This is a genomic window from Burkholderia sp. HMSC10F09, assembly GCF_001806955.1.
Taxonomy (GTDB): domain Bacteria; phylum Pseudomonadota; class Gammaproteobacteria; order Burkholderiales; family Burkholderiaceae; genus Burkholderia; species Burkholderia multivorans.
The window spans coordinates 17277-36317 of sequence record NZ_KV786575.1; the positions used below are offsets into that span (position 1 = coordinate 17277).

Here is a 19041-nt window from a genome sequence, read left to right on the forward strand (position 1 = left end):
ATGCGGCTCTATGAAAAGTACTTCGCGCGGCAGATCTACGTCACGTTCATCTTCATCCTGTTCGCGTTCTCGGGTCTGTTCTTCTTCTTCGACCTGATCAGCGAACTGAACTCGGTCGGGCACGGCAACTACAAGTTCGGCTACGCCGTGCTGCGCGTCGCGCTGCAGACGCCCTCGCGCTTCTACGAGATCATCCCGGTCGCCGCGCTGATCAGCGCGATCTACGTGTTCGCGCAAATGGCCGCGAACTCGGAGTTCACGATCTTCCGCGTCTCGGGCCTCGCGACCAACCAGGCGCTGCGCTCGCTGCTGAAGATCGGCGTGCCGCTCGTGATCGTCACCTACCTGATCGGCGAATTCGTCGGCCCGTACGCCGACCAGCTGTCCGAGCGCGTGCGGCTGCAGGCGCTCGGCGCATCGGTGTCGTCGAACTTCCAGTCCGGCGTGTGGGTGAAGGACACGCTCGCCGCGCGCGAGAACGGCGAGCAGGTCACGCGCTTCGTGAACGTCGGCAGCCTCGCGCCCGATTCGACGATCAGCAACGTGCGGATCTACGAATTCGACGCGAAATTCCAGCTCAAGAACGTGCGCATCGCGCAGACGGGCCGCTACGAGCCGCCCGGCCACTGGCTGCTCAAGGGCGTGACCGAGACGGAACTGACGCCGATCCAGCCGATCGCCGGGCAAGCGCCCGATGCGCTGAACCCCGTGTACCGGTCGCAGCAGGTGTCGCTGCCCGAATACCGGCTGCGCTCGGATCTCACGCCGCAGATCCTGTCCGTGCTGCTCGTGTCGCCCGAGCGCATGTCGATCATCAACCTGTTCCGCTATATCCAGCACTTGCGCGAAAACCATCAGGACACGCAGCGCTACGACATCGCGCTGTGGCGCAAGCTGCTCTATCCGTTCGCGGTGTTCGTGATGCTCGTGCTGTCGCTGCCGTTCGCGTATCTGCATACGCGTGCGGGCGTGGTCGGTGTGAAGGTGTTCGGCGGCATCATGCTCGGGATGAGCTTCCAGCTGCTCAATACGCTGTTCTCGCATATCGGCACGCTGAACACGTGGCCCGCGCCGCTCACCGCGGCCACGCCGGGCCTGATCTATCTCGCGCTCGGGCTGTTCGCGCTGAAATGGGTCGACCGGCACTGAGCGCCGCGCGCCCGACGGAGGTTTCGACATGACTTCGCACGGCATCGTCCTGTTCGGTCACGGCGCGCGCGATCCGCGCTGGGCCGAGCCGTTCGAGCGGCTCGCCGCGCGGCTGCGCGCCGCCGGCGGCGCCGCGCAGGTCTCGCTTGCGTTCCTCGAACTGATGACGCCGTCGCTCGACGCCGCGGTTGCCGCGCAGATTGCGGCCGGCTGCACGCGCGTGACCGTCGTGCCGGTGTTCTTCGGCCAGGGCGGCCACGTGCGGCGCGATCTGCCGCAACTGATCGACGCGTGCCGTGCCGTGCATCCCGGTGTCGAGATCCGCTGCGCAACGGCCGTCGGCGAAGACGACGGCGTGCTCGACGCGATCGCGCGCTACTGCATCGACCAGCTCGAACGCGACGCCTGAAAGGCGATGCGCAGCGCATAGCGCACCATGAAAAACGCCGGCAGATGCCGGCGTTCGTATTTTCGGGGACGGCGCGAAGCCGTCGCAGGCGGCGCCGTCGTCAGGCCGCGTTGCGCAACCGGCCGCCCTCCGCCGCGTGTTGCGGCTGCCGCTGCCGCTCGGCGAGCGCATCGCCGATCATCAGCAGGCTCGGCTGCGCCGGATCGAGCCACGCCTGCGCCGCGCCGGCTGCCATCTCGGCGAGCGTGAGCGTCAGCGTACGCTCGCGCGCGGTGCTGCACGCCTCGACGATCGCGACCGGCGTCGTCGGCGCGCGGCCCGCGTCGATCAGCTCCTGCGCGATGCCCGGCGCGCTGTCGCGCCCCATGTAGTAGACGATCGAGTCGGCACGCGCCGCTTCGCGAATCTCGTCGCTGCCCGGCGCACGGCTGTGCGTCGCGAACGCGACGCTGCGTGCGACGCCGCGCAGCGTCAGCGAGCGCTTCAGCGTCGCCGCGCTCGCGAGCGCCGCCGTGATGCCCGGCACGACCTCGTAGTCGATGCCGGCCGCTTCGAGCGCGCGCATTTCCTCGTCCGCGCGGCCGAACAGCATCGGATCGCCGCCCTTGAGCCGCACCACGCACGCGTGTTCGCGCGCCGCGTCGACGATCTGCTTGTTGATGAACTGCTGCGCGGTCGAGCGCTGCCCGCAGCGCTTGCCGACCGCGATCCTGCGTGCGTTCGGCGCGTAGTCGAGCATCTCGGGCTCGACGAGCGCGTCGTGCAGCACGACGTCGGCCGCGGCGAGCAGCCGCGCGCCGCGCACCGTGATGAGGTCCGCCGCGCCCGGCCCTGCGCCGATCAAATACACCTTGCCCATGTTTGTCGCTTCGCCTTCATGCGGGCGACGCTCCCGGCGCGCGCCGCCGCGTGGCGGCAGCGCGATGCCGGTTACGCCGAAAACGCCCGGATCATCCCTGCGGCGACCGTGTGATGCGTCGCCTCGTCGATCAGCACGAACGCGCCCGTGCCCGGATGCGCGTCGTACGTGTCGCACACGATCGGCTTTTGCAGCGTCAGCGCGACGCGGCCGATGTCGTTCATCTTCAGGTCCTGACGGTCGGTCGCGTGCGACAGCGTATGCACGTCGAGCACCTGCTTGACGCCGCCGATCTTCGCGAACACCGTGCTCGTCGTCTGCTTCAGCAGGTACTTGCGCTGCGGCGACAGCGGCGTCTCGTCGAACCAGCACAGGTCCGCCTCGAGCTTCTTCGCGGGCGCGACCGGCTCGGCGGCCGTCACGAACATGTCGCCGCGCGACACGTCGACGTCTTCGTCGAGACGGATCGTCACCGTCTGACCCGCGAACGCGTGCGGCACGGCCGCGGTGCCGCCCGGCACCGGCGCGATGATCTCGGCGACCGTCGCGGGACGGTTCGACGGCAGCACGACGATCTCGTCGCCGACCTTCACCTCGCCCGACTCGATGCGGCCCATGTAGCCGCGGAAGTCGTCGGCCGAGCTGCCGTCCTGACGCGCGACCCACTGCACCGGGAAGCGCAGCGCGTCGTGCGCCTGCGTCGCGACCGGCAGCGACTCGAGCACGTCGAGCAGCGGCTCGCCCGCATACCACGGCATGCGCTCGCTCGCGCCGACGATGTTGTCGCCCTTGAGCGCCGAGACCGGCACGAAGCGCACGTCGGTCAGCCCGAGCTGCTTCGCGAGCGCAACGTACGCGTCGCGGATCTCGTTGAAACGCGCTTCGCTGTAGTCGACGAGGTCCATCTTGTTGATTGCGACGATCACGTGCTGCAGCGCGAGCAGCTTCACGATCGCGCTGTGGCGCTTCGTCTGCGGCAGCAGTTCGGCAACGCCGTTCTCGACCGTCACGCGCGTCGCGTCGATCAGGATGATCGCCGCGTGCGCGGTCGACGCGCCCGTCACCATGTTGCGCGTGTACTGCTCGTGGCCCGGCGTGTCGGCGATGATGAACTTGCGCTTGGCGGTCGCGAAGTAGCGGTACGCGACGTCGATCGTGATGCCTTGCTCGCGCTCGGCTTCGAGGCCGTCGGTCAGCAGCGCGAGGTCGAGCTCGTCGCCGACCGTGCGCTTGTTCTTCGCACGCGACAGCGCGGACAGCTGGTCGGACAGCACGGCCTTGCTGTCGTACAGCAGGCGGCCGATCAGCGTGCTCTTGCCGTCGTCGACGCTGCCCGCGGTGATGAAGCGCAGCACGCCGAGGTCTTCGGTGTTCTCGATGATGCTCATGATGTGAATGTCCTCGTGTGCGTCAGAAATAGCCCTGCTTCTTGCGCTGTTCCATCGCGGCTTCCGACGTCTGGTCGTCCATCCGCGTCGCGCCGCGCTCGGTGATCTCGGTCACCGCCGTCTCGGCGATGATCTTCTCGACGTCGTCGGCGTCGCTCTCGACCGGGCACGTGCAGGAAATGTCGCCGACCGTGCGGAACCGCACCTGCGCGATCTCGCTCGTCTCGCCCTCGCGCATCGGCGTGAGCGGCGTGACCGGCACGAGCAGCCCGTTGCGGCGGACGATCTCGCGGCGATGCGCGTAGTAGATCGACGGCAGCTCGAGGTTTTCGCGCGCGATGTACTGCCACACGTCGAGCTCGGTCCAGTTCGAGATCGGGAACACGCGCAGATGCTCGCCCTTGTGCAGGCGCGCGTTGTACAGGCTCCACAATTCCGGACGCTGCGCCTTCGGATCCCACTGGCCGAATTCGTCGCGGAACGAGAAGATGCGCTCCTTCGCGCGCGCCTTCTCCTCGTCGCGGCGCGCACCGCCGATCATCGCGGTGAAGCCGTGCGCGTCGATCGTCTCGAGCAGCGTGACGGCCTGCGCGGCATTGCGCGAATCGGTCTCGCGGCGCAGCACGACCGTGCCGCGCTTGATCGAGTCCTCGACGTGACCGACGATCAGCTCGGCGCCGATCTCCTTCGCGCGGCGATCGCGGAAGTCGATCACTTCGTCGTAGTTGTGGCCCGTGTCGATATGGACCAGCGGGAACGGCAGCGTGGTCTTGCGGTTCGCGCCGAGACCGAACGCCTTCAGCGCGAGGTGCAGCACGACGACCGAATCCTTGCCGCCCGAGAACAACAGCGCCGGCTTGCTGCATTCGGCGACCAGCTCGCGCAGGATGTGGATCGACTCGGCTTCGAGCCAGTCGAGATGGCCCATGCGGCTGTCGGCGCCGGTGGGCGGGGCAAAGGCGGATTGCTCGAGCGTCGTGCTCATGGTTTCGGTCCTTCTCTTCTGGGTTCGTGCCGCCCGCTGTCGCGAGCGGCGCAATATTCGATCTTGTCGTTCGGGCTTCAGTGCGATGCGTCGGCGCTTGCGGGAATCGGCGTGATCGCGATGTGCAGACCGCATTCCTTCGTGTCGCGCGACTCCCACCACCAGCGGCCCGCGCGGCTGTCCTCGCCGGGACGGATCGCACGCGTACACGGCTCGCAGCCGATGCTCGGATAGCCGCGCGCATGCAGCGGGTTGACCGGCACGCCGAATGCGTCGAGGTACGCCCACACGTCGCGCTCGGTCCAGTCGGCGAGCGGATTGTACTTCGCGATCCCGCGCGCCTCGTCCTGCTCTTCCTCGTGCAGCTCGGCACGCGTGACCGACTGCTCGCGGCGCTGGCCCGTGACCCACGCATCGACGTCGGCGAGCGCACGGTTCAGCGGCTCGACCTTGCGGATGTGGCAGCACGATTTCCGCAGCTCGACGCTTTCGTAGAATGCGTTCAGTCCGTGCTCGGCGACATAGCGATCGACCGCATCCTGCTGCGGGTGGAACTGCTCGATCTCGTACCCGTAGCGCTCGCGCACGCGGTCGATCATGCCGAGCGTCTCGGCATGCAAGCGACCCGTGTTCAGCGAGAAGATGCCGATCGCGAGACCCTTCGACAGGATCGCGTGCGTGAGCAGCATGTCTTCCGCGGCGAGGCTGCTCGCGAGCTTCACGTTCGGATGACGCGCGGCGATCTGCGCGAGCAGCGCATCGAGCCGCTCGACCTTCGCGGCGAGTTCGGGCGTCAGCGCGGTGGCGGTCGCGTTGCTCATGCGCTCACCTTGGCAGCGGACGTCGCTACGTCGGCCGTCGCTGCGCGGCGACGGAACAGCGGCGCCGGCTCGTCGAACGCGCCCTGATAACGCTGCGTGAATTCGCCGAACGCATTCAGCGCATCGTGGATGTCCTTGTCAGCGCGCACCGCGAACGCGTCGAAGCCGCAACGCGACATGTACAGCAACTGGTCGCGCAGCACGTCGCCGATCGCGCGCAGCTCGCCGGTCCAGCCGTAGCGCTCGCGCAGCAGCCGCGCAATGCTGTAGCCGCGGCCGTCCGCGAAGCGCGGGAAGTCCACCGCGATCAGCGAGATCGCGTCGAAGTCCGGCGCGAGATCGGCCGGTTCGCTGTCCGGCGCGAGCCACACGCCCAGTTCGTCCTTCGTCTTCGCGGCGACGAGCGCCGCGCGCTCGGCCTGCCACAGGGCGAACGGCACCAGCACCTTGCCGGCCGGCAGCGCATCGACCGCGGGCAGCGCACCGTCTTCCGCCGCGCGCACGACCTGCCATGCGTCGTCGATCACTGCGCGGTTCTTGATAATCGAAGCCATCTGCAAATTCCTTCTACCCGGTTGGTTACGCGTTCACGGCCTGGCGCGCGGCATACACGCGCTCCTTGAACGGCGCGATGCCGATGCGATCGTACGTGTCGATGAAGCGTTCGCCGTCGATGCGCGCTTCGACGAACGTGTCGATCAGCGTCGACACGACGTCGGGCACTTCTTCGGCGGAGAACGACGGGCCGATCACGCGGCCGAGGCGCGCGCCGTTCTGGCCCGTGCCCTGCTCGCCGCCGAGCGACACCTGGTACCACTCGGCGCCGTCCTTGTCGACGCCGAGGATGCCGATGTTGCCGACGTGGTGGTGACCGCACGAGTTCATGCAACCGGAAATGTTCAGCGACAGGTCGCCGAGGTCGTACACGTAGTCCAGATCGTCGAAGCGCTGCTGGATCGCGAGCGCGATCGGGATCGACTTCGCGTTCGCGAGCGAGCAGAAATCGCCGCCCGGGCACGCGATGATGTCGGTCAGCAGCCCGATGTTCGGCGTCGCGAAACCGGCGGCCTTCGCCTTTTCCCAGATCGCGAACAGGTCGCGCTTCTTCACGTTCGCGAGGATCAGGTTCTGTTCGTGCGACACGCGCAGCTCGCCGAACGAATAGGCGTCGGCCCAGTCGGCCACCTGCTCCATCTGCTCGGCCGTCGCGTCGCCGGGCGCCGCGCGGTGATTCTTCAGCGACAGCGTGACGGCCGCATAGCCCGGCACCTTGTGCGGCGCGACGTTGCGCTCGACCCAGCGCGCGAACGCCTTGTTCTCGAGCAGATGCTGTTCGAACGAGGCATCGGTGTCCGCGAGCTTTTCGTAGACGGGCGGCCGGAAGTACTGCGACACGCGATCGACTTCCGCCTGCGTGAGCGTCGACGGGCCGTCCTTCAGGTGCTGCCACTCTTCCTCGACCTGCTGCGCGAACTTCGCCGGCGACAGCGCCTTGACGAGGATCTTGATGCGCGCCTTGTACAGGTTGTCGCGGCGGCCGTAGCGGTTGTACACGCGCAGCACCGCTTCGCAGTACGTGAGCAGGTGCTGCCACGGCAGGTCTTCCTTGATCACCGCGCCGACGATCGGCGTGCGGCCGAGTCCGCCGCCCGCGAGGATGCTCGCGACCACTTCGCCCTGCGCGTTCTTCTTCAGATACACGCCGAGATCGTGGATCTGCACGGCTGCGCGGTCGTGCTTCGAGCCCGATACCGCGATCTTGAACTTGCGCGGCAGCCACGCGAATTCCGGATGGAACGTCGACCACTGACGCAGGATCTCGGCCCACGGACGCGGATCGATCTCTTCGTCCTGTGCCACACCGGCGAACTGGTCGGCCGTGATGTTGCGGATGCAGTTGCCCGACGTCTGGATCGCGTGCATCTGCACCGACGCGAGCTTCGCGAGGATCTCGGGCGTTTCTTCCAGCTTGATCCAGTTGAACTGGATGTTGGAACGCGTCGAGAAATGGCCGTAGCCGCGATCGTGCTCGCGTGCGATGCGCGCCAGCATCCGCAGCTGGTCGCTGCGCAGGTTGCCGTACGGAATCGCGATGCGGTGCATGTACGCGTGGCGCTGCATGTACAGGCCGTTCTGCAGGCGCAGCGGGCGGAACTCGTCTTCGCTCAATTCGCCCGACAGCCGGCGGCGCACCTGATCGCGGTACTGCGCGACACGCTCGTCGACGATCGTCTGGTCGTACTGGTCGTACTGATACATTCGGGGACCCCAGGGTTTTCGTGGTGACCGCGCGACGTCCTAGCCACGTCGCGCCCGAATCTCCGTTCCGCCTGCCGCCGGCCTTCCGCTGCCCGGTGGATTGCTAATGACGAAAACAGATATCCATATTTGAAAAACTCCGGTGAATCGTAATAAACTCGCCTTATATTTCAAACGACTAAAAAATTCTGTTGATATGCGGAAGGGTTATAAATGAACCTGCACCAATTTCGCTTCGTGCGCGAGGCCGTCCGGCAGAATTTCAACCTCACCGAGGCCGCCAAGGCGCTGTACACGTCGCAGCCGGGGGTCTCGAAGGCGATCATCGAGCTGGAAGACGAACTGGGCGTCGAGATCTTCACGCGCCACGGCAAGCGCGTGCGCTCGCTGACCGAGCCGGGCCGCATCATCCTCGCGTCGGTCGAGCGGATTCTGCAGGAAGTCGAAAGCCTTAAAAGGGTCGGAAAAGATTATGCCGCGCAGGATCAGGGCAACCTGACGATCGCGGCAACGCACACGCAGGCGCGCTATTCGCTGCCGGCCGCGATCGCCGAGTTCAAGAAGCGCTTCCCGAAGGTGCATCTGTCGATCCTGCAGGGCAGCCCGACGCAGGTCGCCGAGATGGTGATCCACGACCAGGCCGATCTCGCGGTCGCGACCGAGGCGATCGCCGATTACAAGGAGCTCGTGTCGCTGCCCTGCTTTCAGTGGCACCACGCGGCCGTCGTGCCGCCCGATCACCCGCTGCTCGAACGCAAGCCGGTCACGCTCGACGATCTCGCGCAGTATCCGCTGATCACGTACGACGACGCGTTCGCGGGCCGCAAGAAGATCAATCACGCGTTCGCGCTGCGCGGGCTGTCGCCGGACATCGTGCTCGAGGCGATCGACGCGGACGTGATCAAGACCTATGTCGAGCTCGGCCTCGGCGTGGGGATCATGGCCGACATCGCTTTCAATCCCGAGCGCGACCGCAACCTGCGGCTGATCCCGGTCGGCCATCTGTTCGGCAGCAACGTGACGCGCGTCGCGCTGAAACAGGGTGCGTATCTGCGCAGCTATGTGTATACGCTCGTCGAACTGCTGTCGCCGACGCTGAACCGCAAGCTGATCGAGCAGGCGCTCAAGGGCGAATCCGAATCGTACGAGCTTTGAGCCGCGTGTATAACGACAGGGGCGCATATCGCGCCCCTTTTTGTTGCCCGACGGAGAATCCCGCATGACGCTTTCCGCCCTGCTGCGCCGCGCCGCCGGCGCCGCCCTCGTGCTCGCGTGCGCGACCGCGCATGCCGACCTGAAGGTCGGCGTCGACCTGTCGTCGACCGGCCCCGCCGCCGCGATCGGCATCACGAGCAAGAACGCGATCCTGATGTGGCCGAAGACGATCGCGGGGCAGCCGCTGCAGGTGACGGTGCTCGACGACGCGTCCGACCCGGGCGCCGCGGTGCGCAATATCCGCAAGCTCGTCGACGAGGATCACGTCGACGTCGTGGTCGGGCCGAACATCACGCCGGCCGCCCTCGCTGCGCTCGACGCGGTCGCGGCCGGGCAGACGCCGATGATCACGCTGGTCGGCTCGGGCGCGATCGTCGAGCCGCAGGAAGGCGCGCGCACCTGGGCGTTCAAGATGGCGCAGAGCGACCGCGCGATGGCCGACGTGATGACGCGCTACATGGCGAACCACGGCGTGAAGACGGTCGGCTTCATCGGCTTCGCGGACAGCTACGGCGACAGCTGGCTCAACGAGTTCACGCGCTTCGCCGAGCTGCGCAAGATCCGCGTGGTCGCGACCGAGCGCTTCAACCGCACCGACGCGAGCGTGACCGGCCAGGCGCTGAAGCTGATCGCGGCGAAACCGGACGCGATCCTGATTGCGGGCTCGGGCACGCCGGCCGTGCTGCCGCAGCGCACGCTGATCGAGCGCGGCTACAAGGGGCCGATCTACCAGACGCACGGGATCGCGACGCCGGAGTTCATCAAGCTCGGCGGCAAGGACGTCGACGGCACGCTGTTTCCGACGCAGCCGGTCGTCGTCGCGCGGACGCTGCCGGCCGACCATCCGGCGCGCAAGGCCGCGCTCGCATTCGTCGACGCGTACGAGGCGAAGTACGGCACCGGCACGGTCACGCAGTTCGCGGGCGATGCGGCCGGCGTCTATCCACGGCTCGCCGATGCGGTCGGACGCGCGGTGAAGCTCGCGCAGCCCGGCACGCCCGCCTTCCGGGCTGCGCTGCGGCGCGAGCTCGAGCGCGCGCACGAGCTCGTCGTGCCGAACGGCGTCGTGAATACGAGCGACAAGGACCACGTAGGACTCGACCAGCGCGCGAGCGTGATGGGGATCGTCAGGCACGGGCAGTTCGTCTATCTGAGCCAGTGACGGCGCGGCCGCGCGGCTTGCCCGGCGCGCGGTTTTCGGCCATAATCCGCGTTTCGCCGCGCACGATCGCATGCGCGGTCCGAACAAGCCCAGGTGGTGAAATTGGTAGACGCAGGGGACTCAAAATCCCCCGCCGCAAGGCGTGCCGGTTCGATTCCGGCCCTGGGCACCAGACAACGGAAGCGCAGCTTCTCCCCGCCGCAACACCAGCGCGCGGCGACTGCCTCCACCACGCGCTCGCACCGCGACGCACCCGCATCGAGCCCCGTGTCGACGACCGGGGCTTTTTCTTTATCCGCGCCGTCCGCGCGCGGCCGCGCTCAGTTCGTCAGCTCGCGGACGAAATCGAGAAACACGCGCACCTTCGCCGACACGAGGTTCGACGCGTGGTAGTACGCGTAGAGCGGAAAGGTCTCGTCGGTCCAGTCCGGCAGCAGCAGCGTCAGCCGCCCTTCCGACACGATGTCGCGCGCGTACAACTCGAGCAGCTGCGCGACGCCCGCCCCGCCGAGACACGCACCGAGCAGCGAACCGGTATCGTTGACCATCAGCCGGCCGGCCGCCGCGAACGGCACGACCTCACCGCCGCGATGGAATTCCCATTCGAACGGCCGCCCCGTGACCGGATCGCGGATCAGCACGCAGCGATGGCCATCCGCGAGGTCGCGCGGATGCCGCGGTTCGCCGTGGCGAGCGACGTACGCAGGCGACGCGCAGGTCAGCACGCGCGTCTCGAGCAGCAGCCGTGCGCGGTACGACGACGGCTCCGGCACGCCGAAGCGCACCGCGACGTCGAAACCGTCGGCGACGAGGTCGCCCATCCGGTCGCGCACGCTGATCTCGACGGACAGATCCGGAAAGCGCTCGAGGAACGCGGCCAGCTTCGGCGCGAGCACGTAGTGGCCGAAGGTGCCGTCGACGTTCACGCGCAGCCGCCCCCTCACCTTCTCCTTCGCGCGACCGGCATCGAGCGCGGCATCTTCGATGCCGGCCAGCAGCGGCGCGACCGCTTCGTAGAAGCGTCGCCCTTCGTCGGTCAGCGTGATCGCGCGCGCGGTGCGGTTGAAGATCCGGATCCCGATCCGCTCCTCGAGCCGCGCCACCGCGCGGCTCACCGCCGGCTGCGTCAGGCCGATCGCTTCGCCCGCGCGCGCGAAGCTGCCGGCCTCGATCACGGCCGATAGCACGCCGATTCCGCTCAGAAGCCTGCTGTCGAATCGCATCAGACGTACTTTTTGTCATTCATGATCTGCGCATTATTCATTATTTTTATTGGCTGCGGCGGCTTACATTGGTCCTGTCGCCGGCCCGGCCGGCATTCACGAACAAGGAGCAGGACATGAACACATCGAACCAGGTCGCCGTCGTCACGGGTGCGTCGCGCGGAATCGGCGCGGAAATCGCGCGCCGTCTCGCGGCCGACGGATTCAAGGTCGTCGTCAACTACGCGGGCAACGGCGACGCCGCACGCGAGGTGGTCGACGCGATCGCAGCGGCCGGCGGCGAGGCGCTCGCCGTGCAGGCCGACGTCGCGGACGCGAACGCGGTTGCCGCACTGTTCGACGCGGCGACGCGCGCGTTCGGCGGGATCGACGTCGTCGTCAACAGCGCCGGCGTGATGAAGCTCGCGCCGATCGCCGACTTCGACGACGCCACATTCGACGAGACGATCGCGATCAACCTGAAAGGCACGTTCAACGTATGCCGCGAGGCGGCGAAGCGCGTGCGCGACGGCGGCCGCATCGTGAATCTGTCGACGAGCGTGATCGGCACGCGCCTGCCGACCTACGGCGTCTACGTCGCGAGCAAGGCGGCCGTCGAAAGCCTCACGCAGGTGCTCGCGCAGGAGATGCGCGGGCGCGCGATTCGCGTGAACGCCGTCGCGCCGGGACCGGTCGCGACCGAGCTGTTCCTGCGCGGCAAAGGCCCGGAGCAGATCGAGCGGCTCGCCAAGATGAATCCGCTCGAACGGATCGGCCAGCCCGGCGACATCGCGGGCGTCGTCGCCTTCCTCGCCGGCCCGGACGGTGCGTGGATCAACGGTCAGATCCTGCGCGCGAACGGCGGGATGTGCTGATCGCGGCGCGTCAACGCTGCGCGCAGAACGCGAGGATCGCATCCGCGACGGCCGCGGGCGCCTCGCGCTGCGGAAAATGCCCGACGCCGTCGAGCAGCTGCCGCTCGTAGCGACTGCTGAAGAACCGCTCGCGCCCCGCCGAGCTGTCCGGGTGATTGCACGTATCCGCGCCGCCATGCAGAACGAGCGTCGGCACCGACAGCACGGGCGCCGGATTCAGCCGCGCGTCGTCGTCCGCATAGGCCGGCGTGCCGGGCACGAAGCCCCAGCGATGCCGGTACGAGTGCAGCACGACGTCGATCCAGTCCGGTCCGTCGAAAGCGACGGCGGCCGCGTCGAACTCGTCGGGCCGATACCAGCCGGGCGGCGACCACGTATCCCACATCAGGCGCGCGAACGCGCGGCGATCGTCGCGCAGCGCCTGCTCGCCGCGCGCCGTCGCGAGGAACCAGTGGTACCAGTAGTTGCGCGCCTGCTGCAGCGACAGCGGCTGGTGCGGATCGTTGGTGCCGTATCCGACCGACAGCATCACGAGATGCGAGGCGGCGCCGTCGCGCAGCCCGCACGCGTTGGCGGCCGCCCGTGCGCCCCAGTCGTGCCCGACCAGCACCGGCCGCTCGATACCGAGCGCATCGGCGAACTCGAGCACGTCGCGGCCGAGCGCGGCGAGCTGCCCGCTGCGCGGCACCGACGCATCGCGAAACCGCGTCGGCGCAAAACCGCGCAGTGCGGGCGCGAGCACGCGATAGCCGCGCGCGGCGAGCGCTTCGGCGACCGGCGTCCAGCCGACGGCGCTGTCCGGCCAGCCATGCAGCAGCACGGCCGCACGTTGGCCGCGCGGATTCCATTCGAGATAGGCGATGTCGAGCGACGCAGTGGTCGCATGGGCGTAGGCAGTCATCGTGTGCTCCCGTCGATCGGATCGTTCGATGGTAAGCCCGCATTTCGTCACGATTCACGGAGTATCATCGATCACTCATCACATTTCATGTTGAATTGGCCGATGGAACCGCTGACCGATCCCGCGTCGACGTCGCTCGACATTGCGCTGCTGCGCACCTTTCTCGAAGTCGTCGACAGCCGCGGCTTCGCGCCGGCCGCCGAACGGCTTGCGCTGACGCCGTCCGCGGTCAGCGGCCACATCAAGCGGCTCGAACAGGCGGCCGGTACCGTGCTGCTCGCACGCACCACGCGGCGGATCGCGCTCACGCCGGCCGGCGACACGCTGTACGCGTATGCGCGCAACATCGTCGACATGGAGCGCGAGGTGCGCGCGCGCCTGCGCGGCGCGCCCGCACACGGGCGGCTGCGCGTCGGCGCGTCCGAGGACTTCGCAGCCGCGTGGCTGCCGCAGGTGCTGCGCGCGTTTCGCGATCGCGATCCGTATGCATCGATCGAACTGAAGGTCGGGATCACGGCGTCGCTGCTGCGCGAGCAGGCGCTCGGCCGGCTCGACGTCGTGTTCGGCAAGCAGTGCCGGCAGGTCGAGGCGGCCGGCGAACTGCTGTGGGAAGAGCCGCTCGAATGGGCGTTCGCGGCCGACGCGACGCTCGATCGCGACCGCGAAGTGCCGCTCGCGTTGTTCCCCGAGCCGTGCGTGTATCGCGACGCGGCCGTGTCGGCGCTCGCCGCGTCGCTGCGCCCGTTTCGCGTGCTGTTCGAAAGCGGCAGCATGGCGGGCTGCGTGTCGGCCGCGCTCGCGGGCTTCGCGGTCACGGCGCTCGCACGCAGCCAGCTGCGCGCCGGACTACGCACATGCGGGCCGGCGGACGGCCTGCCCGCGTTGCCGGCCGCGCGGTTTTACGCATTCGCGTCGAAGCCGAACGGCGTCGGTGCGGCGCTGATCGATGCGGTGCGGGACACCGGTCGCACGCGGCAGTTCGCGGCCATGCCGCGCTGAATGGCGTGATGCGGTGCGCGTGTTGCCGCGGGCATCGCGTCGCGTGTCGTATTGCGCCGGATCGTGCCGTACCGCGCCGTCAGTCGCGATCCGCGTCGGCGACACGCTCCGTCAGCGCATCGGCCATCAATTCGCCGAACCACTCGACGAACGCGTTGAGCCGCCGCGACCGATGGCGGCGATGCGGATACACGGCCGAGACATCCATCGGCGCGGGTCGATGCGCGCGCATCACTTCGACGAGCGCGCCGCTCTCGAGCAGATGCGCGACGTCGAAACGGGGGATCTGGATCAGCCCCATCCCGGCGATGCAGCTCGCGATATACGTTTCCGCGTTGTTCACGACGACGCGGCTCGGCAGCGTCAGCGTGTGCCGGCCCGCGTCCGTACCGTACTCCCAATCGACCTCGCGCCCCGTCGTCGGCGATGCATAGCCGATCGCCCAGTGTCCGTGCGCGAGCGCGTCGGGGTGCTCGGGCACGCCGTGCTCGCGCAGATAGTCGGGGCTTGCGCAGTTGATCAGCGCGAACTGCCCGAGCGGGCGCACGACGAGGCTGCTGTCCGCGAGCCGCCCGACGCGAATCGCGCAGTCGACGCCCTCCTGCACGAGATCGATCGACCGGTCGGTCGAGCCGAGCGACAGCTGCAGCTTCGGATGGCGGCGAAACAGCGCCGGCAGGGCGGGCGCGATCACGCGGCGCGCGATCCGGCTCGGCACGTCGACGTTCAGCCGGCCGATCACGTCGCGGTCGCGGCGCCGGAACAGCCGGTCGAGTTCGTCGGCTTCGGCGAGCAGGCGCCGGCCGCGCTCGAGCAGCACCGTGCCGTCGGCGGTCAGCTGCACCTGGCGCGTCGTGCGATGCAGCAGCCGCGTGCCGAGCGCCGCCTCGAGCTGCTGGACGGCCGCCGACACCGTCGCGCGCGGCACGTCGAGCGCGTGCGCCGCCTTGATGAAGCTGCCCATCTCGGCAACCTGAAGGAAGATCCTGACCTGATCGAGCTTGTCCATGTGGCTGCGTGCGCCGCCGGCGCCGAAAACGAAAAAAGGCGCGCGGGCGTGCCCGCACGCCTCTCGATTGTCCACGCAAACCGCCCAGTATGGCGCGGCCGCGCGGTATCCGGCGCGTACTTGGTCGCCTACTTCGTCGCTTACTTCGTCGTATAGCCGCCGTTGATCAGGATCGTCTGGCCCGTGATCCACCAGCCGTCCGTCACGAGATGGCGGATGAACGGCACGACGTCCTCGATGTCGGTCAGCCCCGTCTTGCTGAACGGCGACAGCGCGGCCGCCGTCTTGTGATACGCGACCGCATCGGCGCCTTCGGCCGGATAGAAGAACGGCGTATCCATCGGGCCCGGACCGACGGCCGTCACCGAGATCCCGCGCGCGCCGTATTCCTTCGCGGCCGCGCGCGTGAAGTGCTCGACGGGCGCCTTCGATCCTTCGTACGCCGCATAGAACGGCGTGAACGCGCCGAGCAGCGACGTGACGAGCGTGACGAGCTTGCCGTGATCCTCGAGATGCCGGCCGGCTTCCTTGATGAAGAAGAACGCCGACTTGCTGTTCACGGCGAACATCTCGTCGTACTCGGCCTCGTCGATCTCGACGATCGGCTTCTTCAGCACCTTGCCGACCGTGTTGATCGCGATGTCGATCTTGCCGAAGCGCTGCTTCACGTCGTCGAAGAGCTTCGCGACCGCGGCGGCCGTCGTCAGGTCGGCCTGGAACGTGTCGGCTTGCGCGCCGGCGGCGCGCACCGCGGCGGCCGTCTCGTCGGCCTGCGCGCGCGTCGCCGCGCTGTTGTAGTGAATCGCCACGGCCTTTGCGCCGTGGCTCGCGAGATCCCGCGCGATCAGGCCGCCGAGGTTCTTCGCGCCGCCTGCGATCAGGACGACCTTGTCTGCGAGCGTGTGAGTGGCCACGGTTGACTCCTTTCCGGTTGAAGAAGCTCCGAGTTTAGGCATGCGCGCCGCCGCGGTCAGCCGGCCGCGGCTGGATGGATTATCCAGAAAAGCCGCCCAATCGCAGCAGGCGGCCGGCGGCGGCGCCGAACGGTGCGCGATCGCACCGACCGGCGCGGAAAAACGGCGTTGCGCTCAGCGCGCGTGACGCTGCGCGTCGATCTTGCCGAGCAGCCATTGCATGCCCGCGAGATGCTGCTGATCGTGGCTGCACAGGTAATGCAGCAGCCCGCGTACGGTGAGCGGGCCGTAGCCTTCGAATTCGCCCGTGCGCGCGAACTGCTCCGGCGTGAGACGCGACACGATCTCGAGCGTCGTGCGGCGCGCGTCGCGAAACGTCGCGAGCACGTCCGATGCGTACGCGGCGTCGTAGCGCCGCTCGATCGCGAGCGCATCGCCGTCGACCGACACGAGCAGCGGCCGGTCTTCGTCGAGCATGCGCCGCAGCCGCACGTGATAGCCGTCGATCTCGATGTCGCGCACATGGCACAGCTGGCCGAGCGGCGAGAAGCGTTCGCTCGGGATGCCGGTCCAGTCGTCCGGCGTCCAGCGCGCATAGCCGTCCGGCACGGCCGCGAAGTGGGCTTCGAGCAGACGGGGGAAATCGGCAAGTGCATCGAGCGTCGTCGGGTTCATGCGAGCCTCCGGGTCGGACGAGACGATGGCGAACGCGGCGGTGCGCCGCGCGCTTCCTATTTCACGCTGAAAGCGTAGCTTCCCTGCGTGCGGTGTCCGTCGGTCGCGACGGCCACCCATTTCACCGTGTACGCGCCGGCGCCGAGTGCGCTCAGCGGCACGGTCATCCGCTTGCGGTCGCCCGCATCGACGCGGGCACGCCCGTCCGACACCGTCTTGCCGCCGCCGTCGACGACGACGATCGAGCTGAACGCCGGTTCCAGCGTTTCGGTGAAGTCGATCGTCACGGCGGCCGGCGCGGCGGCAAGCACGGCATTGGCGGCCGGATCGCTTTTCGCGACGTGCGCGTGCGCGAACGCAGCCGAGGAAACGGTTGCGGCAAACAGGACGGCGGCCGCGCGGCGGCCGAGCAGACGGGGATCGAAACGCATGGATTCTCGGTCGGGAGTGAACGAACGTGATGCGCAGCTTACCAGCGCGCACGGCTTCATGCCGGTGCGCGCGTGCCGCTTGATAGAATGCGCGCGCTATGGATCTCGAAAGCATTCTCTACACGCAGGGCTTCGGCTCGCGCCGCCAGTGCCGCGGGCTGATCGAAGCGGGCCGCGTCGCGATCGGCGGCGCGCCGGCGACCGACCCGGACGCCGAACTCGACACCGACGGCCTCGTCTTCACCGTGGACGGCACGCCGTGGCCGTTCCATGCGCGCGCGTACGTCGTGCTGAACAAGCCGGCGGGCTACGAATGCTCGCGCGATCCGCAGCATCATCCGAGCGTGTTCAGCCTGCTGCCCGCGCCGCTGGTCGCGCGCGGCGTGCAGTGCGTCGGCCGGCTCGACCAGGACACGACCGGGCTGCTGCTGCTCTCCGACGACGGGCAGTTCGTGCACGCGTACACGTCGCCGAGGCGCAAGGTGCCGAAAACCTACGTCGCGACCGTGCGCCACGCGCTCGATGCCGCGCAGCTCGACGCGCTGCGCGGCGGCGTGCAGCTGCACGGCGAGCCGAAGCCGATCGCGGCGGTCGCCGCCGACGCGCGCGATCCGCATACGCTCGCGCTGACCGTCCTCGAAGGCAAATATCATCAGGTGAAGCGCATGGTCGCGGCGGCCAGCAACCGCGTGGAAGCGCTGCACCGCGAAAGCGTCGGCGGCCTCGCGCTGCCCGCCGACCTCGCGCCCGGCGCATGGCGCTGGCTCGGCCAAGCCGAGCTCGCCGCGCTGCGCAATCCCGTCAAAACCCTGTAAGGGAAAATCCGCACGACCGTTCGCCCTTGCGCCCCACCGTGCGCGGCGGATCCCCCGCTATACTGAAATCACAAGCTGTACGAGCAGCGATGCAGGGGAGACGTCATGCAAACCACTCAGTCATACGTGATGATCGCGTTCGCGATCCTTGGCGCCGTCGCAATCGGCGGATTGCTGGCCGCGATGCGCGCGAAGCACCGTTACCACCCGAACCTGATCGGTGCGCTGCTCGGCGCGCTGATGTGCTTCCTGCTGATCGAGGCGCTACCCGCGCTCACGTGAGGCGCCGCGCGGCGCCAGCGTTTGAAGGAAATCGTCTACGGTCGGATAGCGCAAGCTCACGCACAATTCGGCCTTGAGCCGCGCATTGGACAGGCGCCGCGACTCGCGCATGAACGACAGCAGCGTCGGTTCGAGCTGCCGCTCGGCGTCCGCACGACTGATCCGCGGCGGCGGCGGCAGGCCGAACGCGTGCGCGACGCGGTCGAAATACTCCCCCATTCGCAGTTCGCTGTCGTCCGACGCGTGCACGACGCGCGCGGGCCGGCCGCGCTGTGCCGTGCGGCGCAGGATCGCCGCGAGATCGTCGGCGTGGACGTGGTTCGTGTAGACGTCGTCGGCGGGCTCGAGCGCGGGCGTTCCGCGTTCGAGCCGCGCGAGCGGCAGCCGGTTCGCCGCATAGATGCCCGGAATCCGCACGATCGATGCAAGCAGCACGCCGCGCACCGTCGCCGCACGCAGTTGCCGCTCGGCCGACACGCGCCGGAACGCGCGGGGATTCGCCGGGCGCAGCGGCTGCGTTTCGTCGATGCGCGCGCCGCCGCAATCGCCGTAAACGCCGGTCGTGCTCGCGTACACGAGCCGCGGCGCGCGAAGGCCGTCGGGTACAATACGCGCTTTGCGCGCGGGCGCCTGCAGCGGGCCTTGCGCGGCGCGCAGCCGGCGTAGCCGCCCCGTCGCGGGCTGCGGCAGG

Annotated in this window: 21 protein-coding genes and 1 tRNA gene; 9 read left to right on the plus strand and 13 right to left on the minus strand. The window is 68.3% G+C overall.

Going from position 1 to position 19041, the window contains the following annotated elements; translation table 11 throughout:
* Both lptG and HMPREF3115_RS05295 read left to right on the plus strand, forming a co-directional pair.
* On the plus strand, nucleotides 1–1149 hold the full coding sequence (gene lptG, locus HMPREF3115_RS05290) for an LPS export ABC transporter permease LptG (RefSeq protein WP_048805824.1): 1149 nt from the start codon (nucleotides 1–3) through the stop codon (nucleotides 1147–1149).
* A gap of 28 nt (nucleotides 1150–1177) precedes the next feature.
* Nucleotides 1178–1558, plus strand: a complete 381-nt coding sequence (locus HMPREF3115_RS05295) for a sirohydrochlorin chelatase (protein ID WP_069220495.1) — start codon at nucleotides 1178–1180, stop codon at nucleotides 1556–1558.
* Between the two features lie 100 nt (nucleotides 1559–1658).
* On the opposite strand, the gene cobA is transcribed toward HMPREF3115_RS05295, so the two are convergent.
* The 6 genes from cobA to HMPREF3115_RS05325 form a co-directional block, all read right to left on the minus strand.
* On the minus strand, nucleotides 1659–2417 hold the full coding sequence (gene cobA, locus HMPREF3115_RS05300) for a uroporphyrinogen-III C-methyltransferase (protein ID WP_006417183.1): 759 nt from the start codon (nucleotides 2415–2417) through the stop codon (nucleotides 1659–1661).
* 71 nt (nucleotides 2418–2488) lie between these two features.
* On the minus strand, nucleotides 2489–3805 hold the full coding sequence (locus HMPREF3115_RS05305; protein WP_006398576.1) for a sulfate adenylyltransferase subunit 1: 1317 nt from the start codon (nucleotides 3803–3805) through the stop codon (nucleotides 2489–2491).
* Nucleotides 3806–3827: 22 nt separating this feature from the next.
* The gene (gene cysD, locus HMPREF3115_RS05310; RefSeq protein WP_006405850.1) at nucleotides 3828–4790 is read right to left on the minus strand and encodes a sulfate adenylyltransferase subunit CysD; all 963 of its coding nucleotides are present in this window, start codon (nucleotides 4788–4790) and stop codon (nucleotides 3828–3830) included.
* Between the two features lie 77 nt (nucleotides 4791–4867).
* Nucleotides 4868–5611 carry a phosphoadenylyl-sulfate reductase gene (locus HMPREF3115_RS05315; RefSeq protein WP_006398574.1) on the minus strand — a complete coding sequence of 248 codons (744 nt, stop codon included), beginning with the start codon at nucleotides 5609–5611 and terminating at the stop codon, nucleotides 4868–4870.
* Nucleotides 5608–6165, minus strand: a complete 558-nt coding sequence (locus HMPREF3115_RS05320; RefSeq protein WP_006405851.1) for a DUF934 domain-containing protein — start codon at nucleotides 6163–6165, stop codon at nucleotides 5608–5610. The genes HMPREF3115_RS05315 and HMPREF3115_RS05320 overlap by 4 nt, the downstream gene beginning before the upstream one ends.
* A 25-nt stretch (nucleotides 6166–6190) precedes the next feature.
* Complete coding sequence (locus HMPREF3115_RS05325; RefSeq protein ID WP_006405852.1) at nucleotides 6191–7870, minus strand: nitrite/sulfite reductase; 1680 nt, start codon at nucleotides 7868–7870, stop codon at nucleotides 6191–6193.
* A gap of 213 nt (nucleotides 7871–8083) precedes the next feature.
* On the opposite strand from HMPREF3115_RS05325, the gene HMPREF3115_RS05330 reads away from it, so the two are divergent.
* From HMPREF3115_RS05330 to HMPREF3115_RS05340, 3 genes are all read left to right on the plus strand, one after another.
* A complete protein-coding gene (locus HMPREF3115_RS05330) occupies nucleotides 8084–9025 on the plus strand; it encodes a CysB family HTH-type transcriptional regulator (RefSeq protein ID WP_006398571.1) in 942 nt (313 codons plus the stop codon).
* Between the two features lie 64 nt (nucleotides 9026–9089).
* Nucleotides 9090–10247: an ABC transporter substrate-binding protein gene (locus HMPREF3115_RS05335; protein WP_006405853.1), complete on the plus strand. Its 1158-nt coding sequence runs from the start codon at nucleotides 9090–9092 to the stop codon at nucleotides 10245–10247.
* Between the two features lie 87 nt (nucleotides 10248–10334).
* Nucleotides 10335–10419, plus strand: a tRNA-Leu gene (locus HMPREF3115_RS05340).
* 148 nt (nucleotides 10420–10567) lie between these two features.
* Here HMPREF3115_RS05340 and HMPREF3115_RS05345 read toward each other — a convergent pair.
* Complete coding sequence (locus HMPREF3115_RS05345; protein ID WP_006405854.1) at nucleotides 10568–11470, minus strand: LysR family transcriptional regulator; 903 nt, start codon at nucleotides 11468–11470, stop codon at nucleotides 10568–10570.
* Nucleotides 11471–11586: 116 nt separating this feature from the next.
* Between HMPREF3115_RS05345 and HMPREF3115_RS05350 the strand changes: the two genes are divergently transcribed.
* Nucleotides 11587–12324, plus strand: coding sequence for an SDR family oxidoreductase (locus tag HMPREF3115_RS05350; protein ID WP_053296958.1), 738 nt, complete (start codon nucleotides 11587–11589; stop codon nucleotides 12322–12324).
* Between the two features lie 10 nt (nucleotides 12325–12334).
* On the opposite strand, the gene HMPREF3115_RS05355 is transcribed toward HMPREF3115_RS05350, so the two are convergent.
* Entirely contained in the window at nucleotides 12335–13225 is an 891-nt protein-coding gene (locus HMPREF3115_RS05355) for an alpha/beta fold hydrolase (RefSeq protein WP_053296945.1), read from the minus strand.
* A 102-nt stretch (nucleotides 13226–13327) separates the two neighbouring features.
* Between HMPREF3115_RS05355 and HMPREF3115_RS05360 the strand changes: the two genes are divergently transcribed.
* Nucleotides 13328–14224, plus strand: a complete 897-nt coding sequence (locus HMPREF3115_RS05360) for a LysR family transcriptional regulator (protein WP_006405857.1) — start codon at nucleotides 13328–13330, stop codon at nucleotides 14222–14224.
* Nucleotides 14225–14303: 79 nt separating this feature from the next.
* Here the strand turns inward: HMPREF3115_RS05360 and HMPREF3115_RS05365 are convergent, their stop codons facing one another.
* From HMPREF3115_RS05365 to copC, 4 genes are all read right to left on the minus strand, one after another.
* Nucleotides 14304–15233, minus strand: a complete 930-nt coding sequence (locus HMPREF3115_RS05365) for a LysR family transcriptional regulator (protein WP_053296944.1) — start codon at nucleotides 15231–15233, stop codon at nucleotides 14304–14306.
* A 140-nt stretch (nucleotides 15234–15373) separates the two neighbouring features.
* Nucleotides 15374–16147 (minus strand): SDR family oxidoreductase, encoded by a 774-nt coding sequence (locus HMPREF3115_RS05370; protein ID WP_006398564.1) that lies wholly within the window; start codon nucleotides 16145–16147, stop codon nucleotides 15374–15376.
* A gap of 174 nt (nucleotides 16148–16321) precedes the next feature.
* Nucleotides 16322–16822 (minus strand): DinB family protein, encoded by a 501-nt coding sequence (locus HMPREF3115_RS05375; protein ID WP_059940231.1) that lies wholly within the window; start codon nucleotides 16820–16822, stop codon nucleotides 16322–16324.
* Between the two features lie 56 nt (nucleotides 16823–16878).
* The gene (copC, locus tag HMPREF3115_RS05380) at nucleotides 16879–17253 is read right to left on the minus strand and encodes a copper homeostasis periplasmic binding protein CopC (protein WP_006405863.1); all 375 of its coding nucleotides are present in this window, start codon (nucleotides 17251–17253) and stop codon (nucleotides 16879–16881) included.
* A gap of 98 nt (nucleotides 17254–17351) precedes the next feature.
* On the opposite strand from copC, the gene HMPREF3115_RS05385 reads away from it, so the two are divergent.
* Nucleotides 17352–18068, plus strand: coding sequence for a pseudouridine synthase (locus HMPREF3115_RS05385; protein WP_070553625.1), 717 nt, complete (start codon nucleotides 17352–17354; stop codon nucleotides 18066–18068).
* Between the two features lie 105 nt (nucleotides 18069–18173).
* Complete coding sequence (locus tag HMPREF3115_RS31490; RefSeq protein ID WP_035488641.1) at nucleotides 18174–18350, plus strand: hypothetical protein; 177 nt, start codon at nucleotides 18174–18176, stop codon at nucleotides 18348–18350.
* Here the strand turns inward: HMPREF3115_RS31490 and HMPREF3115_RS05390 are convergent.
* Nucleotides 18333–19041, minus strand: a 709-nt coding sequence (locus tag HMPREF3115_RS05390; protein ID WP_070553627.1) for an NAD-dependent epimerase/dehydratase family protein, incomplete at its 5' end; no start/stop codon positions are given. The genes HMPREF3115_RS31490 and HMPREF3115_RS05390 overlap by 18 nt on opposite strands.

Excerpts from the sequence above, each read along its gene's own strand:
- HMPREF3115_RS05385 (WP_070553625.1), top strand. The coding sequence starts at position 17,352 with ATGGATCTCGAAAGCATTCTCTACACGCAGGGCTTCGGCTCGCGCCGC.
- HMPREF3115_RS05305 (WP_006398576.1), bottom strand. The coding sequence starts at position 3,805 with ATGAGCATCATCGAGAACACCGAAGACCTCGGCGTGCTGCGCTTCATC.
- copC (WP_006405863.1), bottom strand. The coding sequence starts at position 17,253 with ATGCGTTTCGATCCCCGTCTGCTCGGCCGCCGCGCGGCCGCCGTCCTG.
- cysD (WP_006405850.1), bottom strand. The coding sequence starts at position 4,790 with ATGAGCACGACGCTCGAGCAATCCGCCTTTGCCCCGCCCACCGGCGCC.
- HMPREF3115_RS05315 (WP_006398574.1), bottom strand. The coding sequence starts at position 5,611 with ATGAGCAACGCGACCGCCACCGCGCTGACGCCCGAACTCGCCGCGAAG.
- HMPREF3115_RS05295 (WP_069220495.1), top strand. The coding sequence starts at position 1,178 with ATGACTTCGCACGGCATCGTCCTGTTCGGTCACGGCGCGCGCGATCCG.
- HMPREF3115_RS05335 (WP_006405853.1), top strand. The coding sequence starts at position 9,090 with ATGACGCTTTCCGCCCTGCTGCGCCGCGCCGCCGGCGCCGCCCTCGTG.
- HMPREF3115_RS05330 (WP_006398571.1), top strand. The coding sequence starts at position 8,084 with ATGAACCTGCACCAATTTCGCTTCGTGCGCGAGGCCGTCCGGCAGAAT.
- cobA (WP_006417183.1), bottom strand. The coding sequence starts at position 2,417 with ATGGGCAAGGTGTATTTGATCGGCGCAGGGCCGGGCGCGGCGGACCTC.
- HMPREF3115_RS05325 (WP_006405852.1), bottom strand. The coding sequence starts at position 7,870 with ATGTATCAGTACGACCAGTACGACCAGACGATCGTCGACGAGCGTGTC.
- lptG (WP_048805824.1), top strand. The coding sequence starts at position 1 with ATGCGGCTCTATGAAAAGTACTTCGCGCGGCAGATCTACGTCACGTTC.
- HMPREF3115_RS05365 (WP_053296944.1), bottom strand. The coding sequence starts at position 15,233 with ATGGACAAGCTCGATCAGGTCAGGATCTTCCTTCAGGTTGCCGAGATG.
- HMPREF3115_RS05375 (WP_059940231.1), bottom strand. The coding sequence starts at position 16,822 with ATGAACCCGACGACGCTCGATGCACTTGCCGATTTCCCCCGTCTGCTC.
- HMPREF3115_RS31490 (WP_035488641.1), top strand. The coding sequence starts at position 18,174 with ATGCAAACCACTCAGTCATACGTGATGATCGCGTTCGCGATCCTTGGC.
- HMPREF3115_RS05360 (WP_006405857.1), top strand. The coding sequence starts at position 13,328 with ATGGAACCGCTGACCGATCCCGCGTCGACGTCGCTCGACATTGCGCTG.
- HMPREF3115_RS05355 (WP_053296945.1), bottom strand. The coding sequence starts at position 13,225 with ATGACTGCCTACGCCCATGCGACCACTGCGTCGCTCGACATCGCCTAT.
- HMPREF3115_RS05345 (WP_006405854.1), bottom strand. The coding sequence starts at position 11,470 with ATGCGATTCGACAGCAGGCTTCTGAGCGGAATCGGCGTGCTATCGGCC.
- HMPREF3115_RS05350 (WP_053296958.1), top strand. The coding sequence starts at position 11,587 with ATGAACACATCGAACCAGGTCGCCGTCGTCACGGGTGCGTCGCGCGGA.
- HMPREF3115_RS05320 (WP_006405851.1), bottom strand. The coding sequence starts at position 6,165 with ATGGCTTCGATTATCAAGAACCGCGCAGTGATCGACGACGCATGGCAG.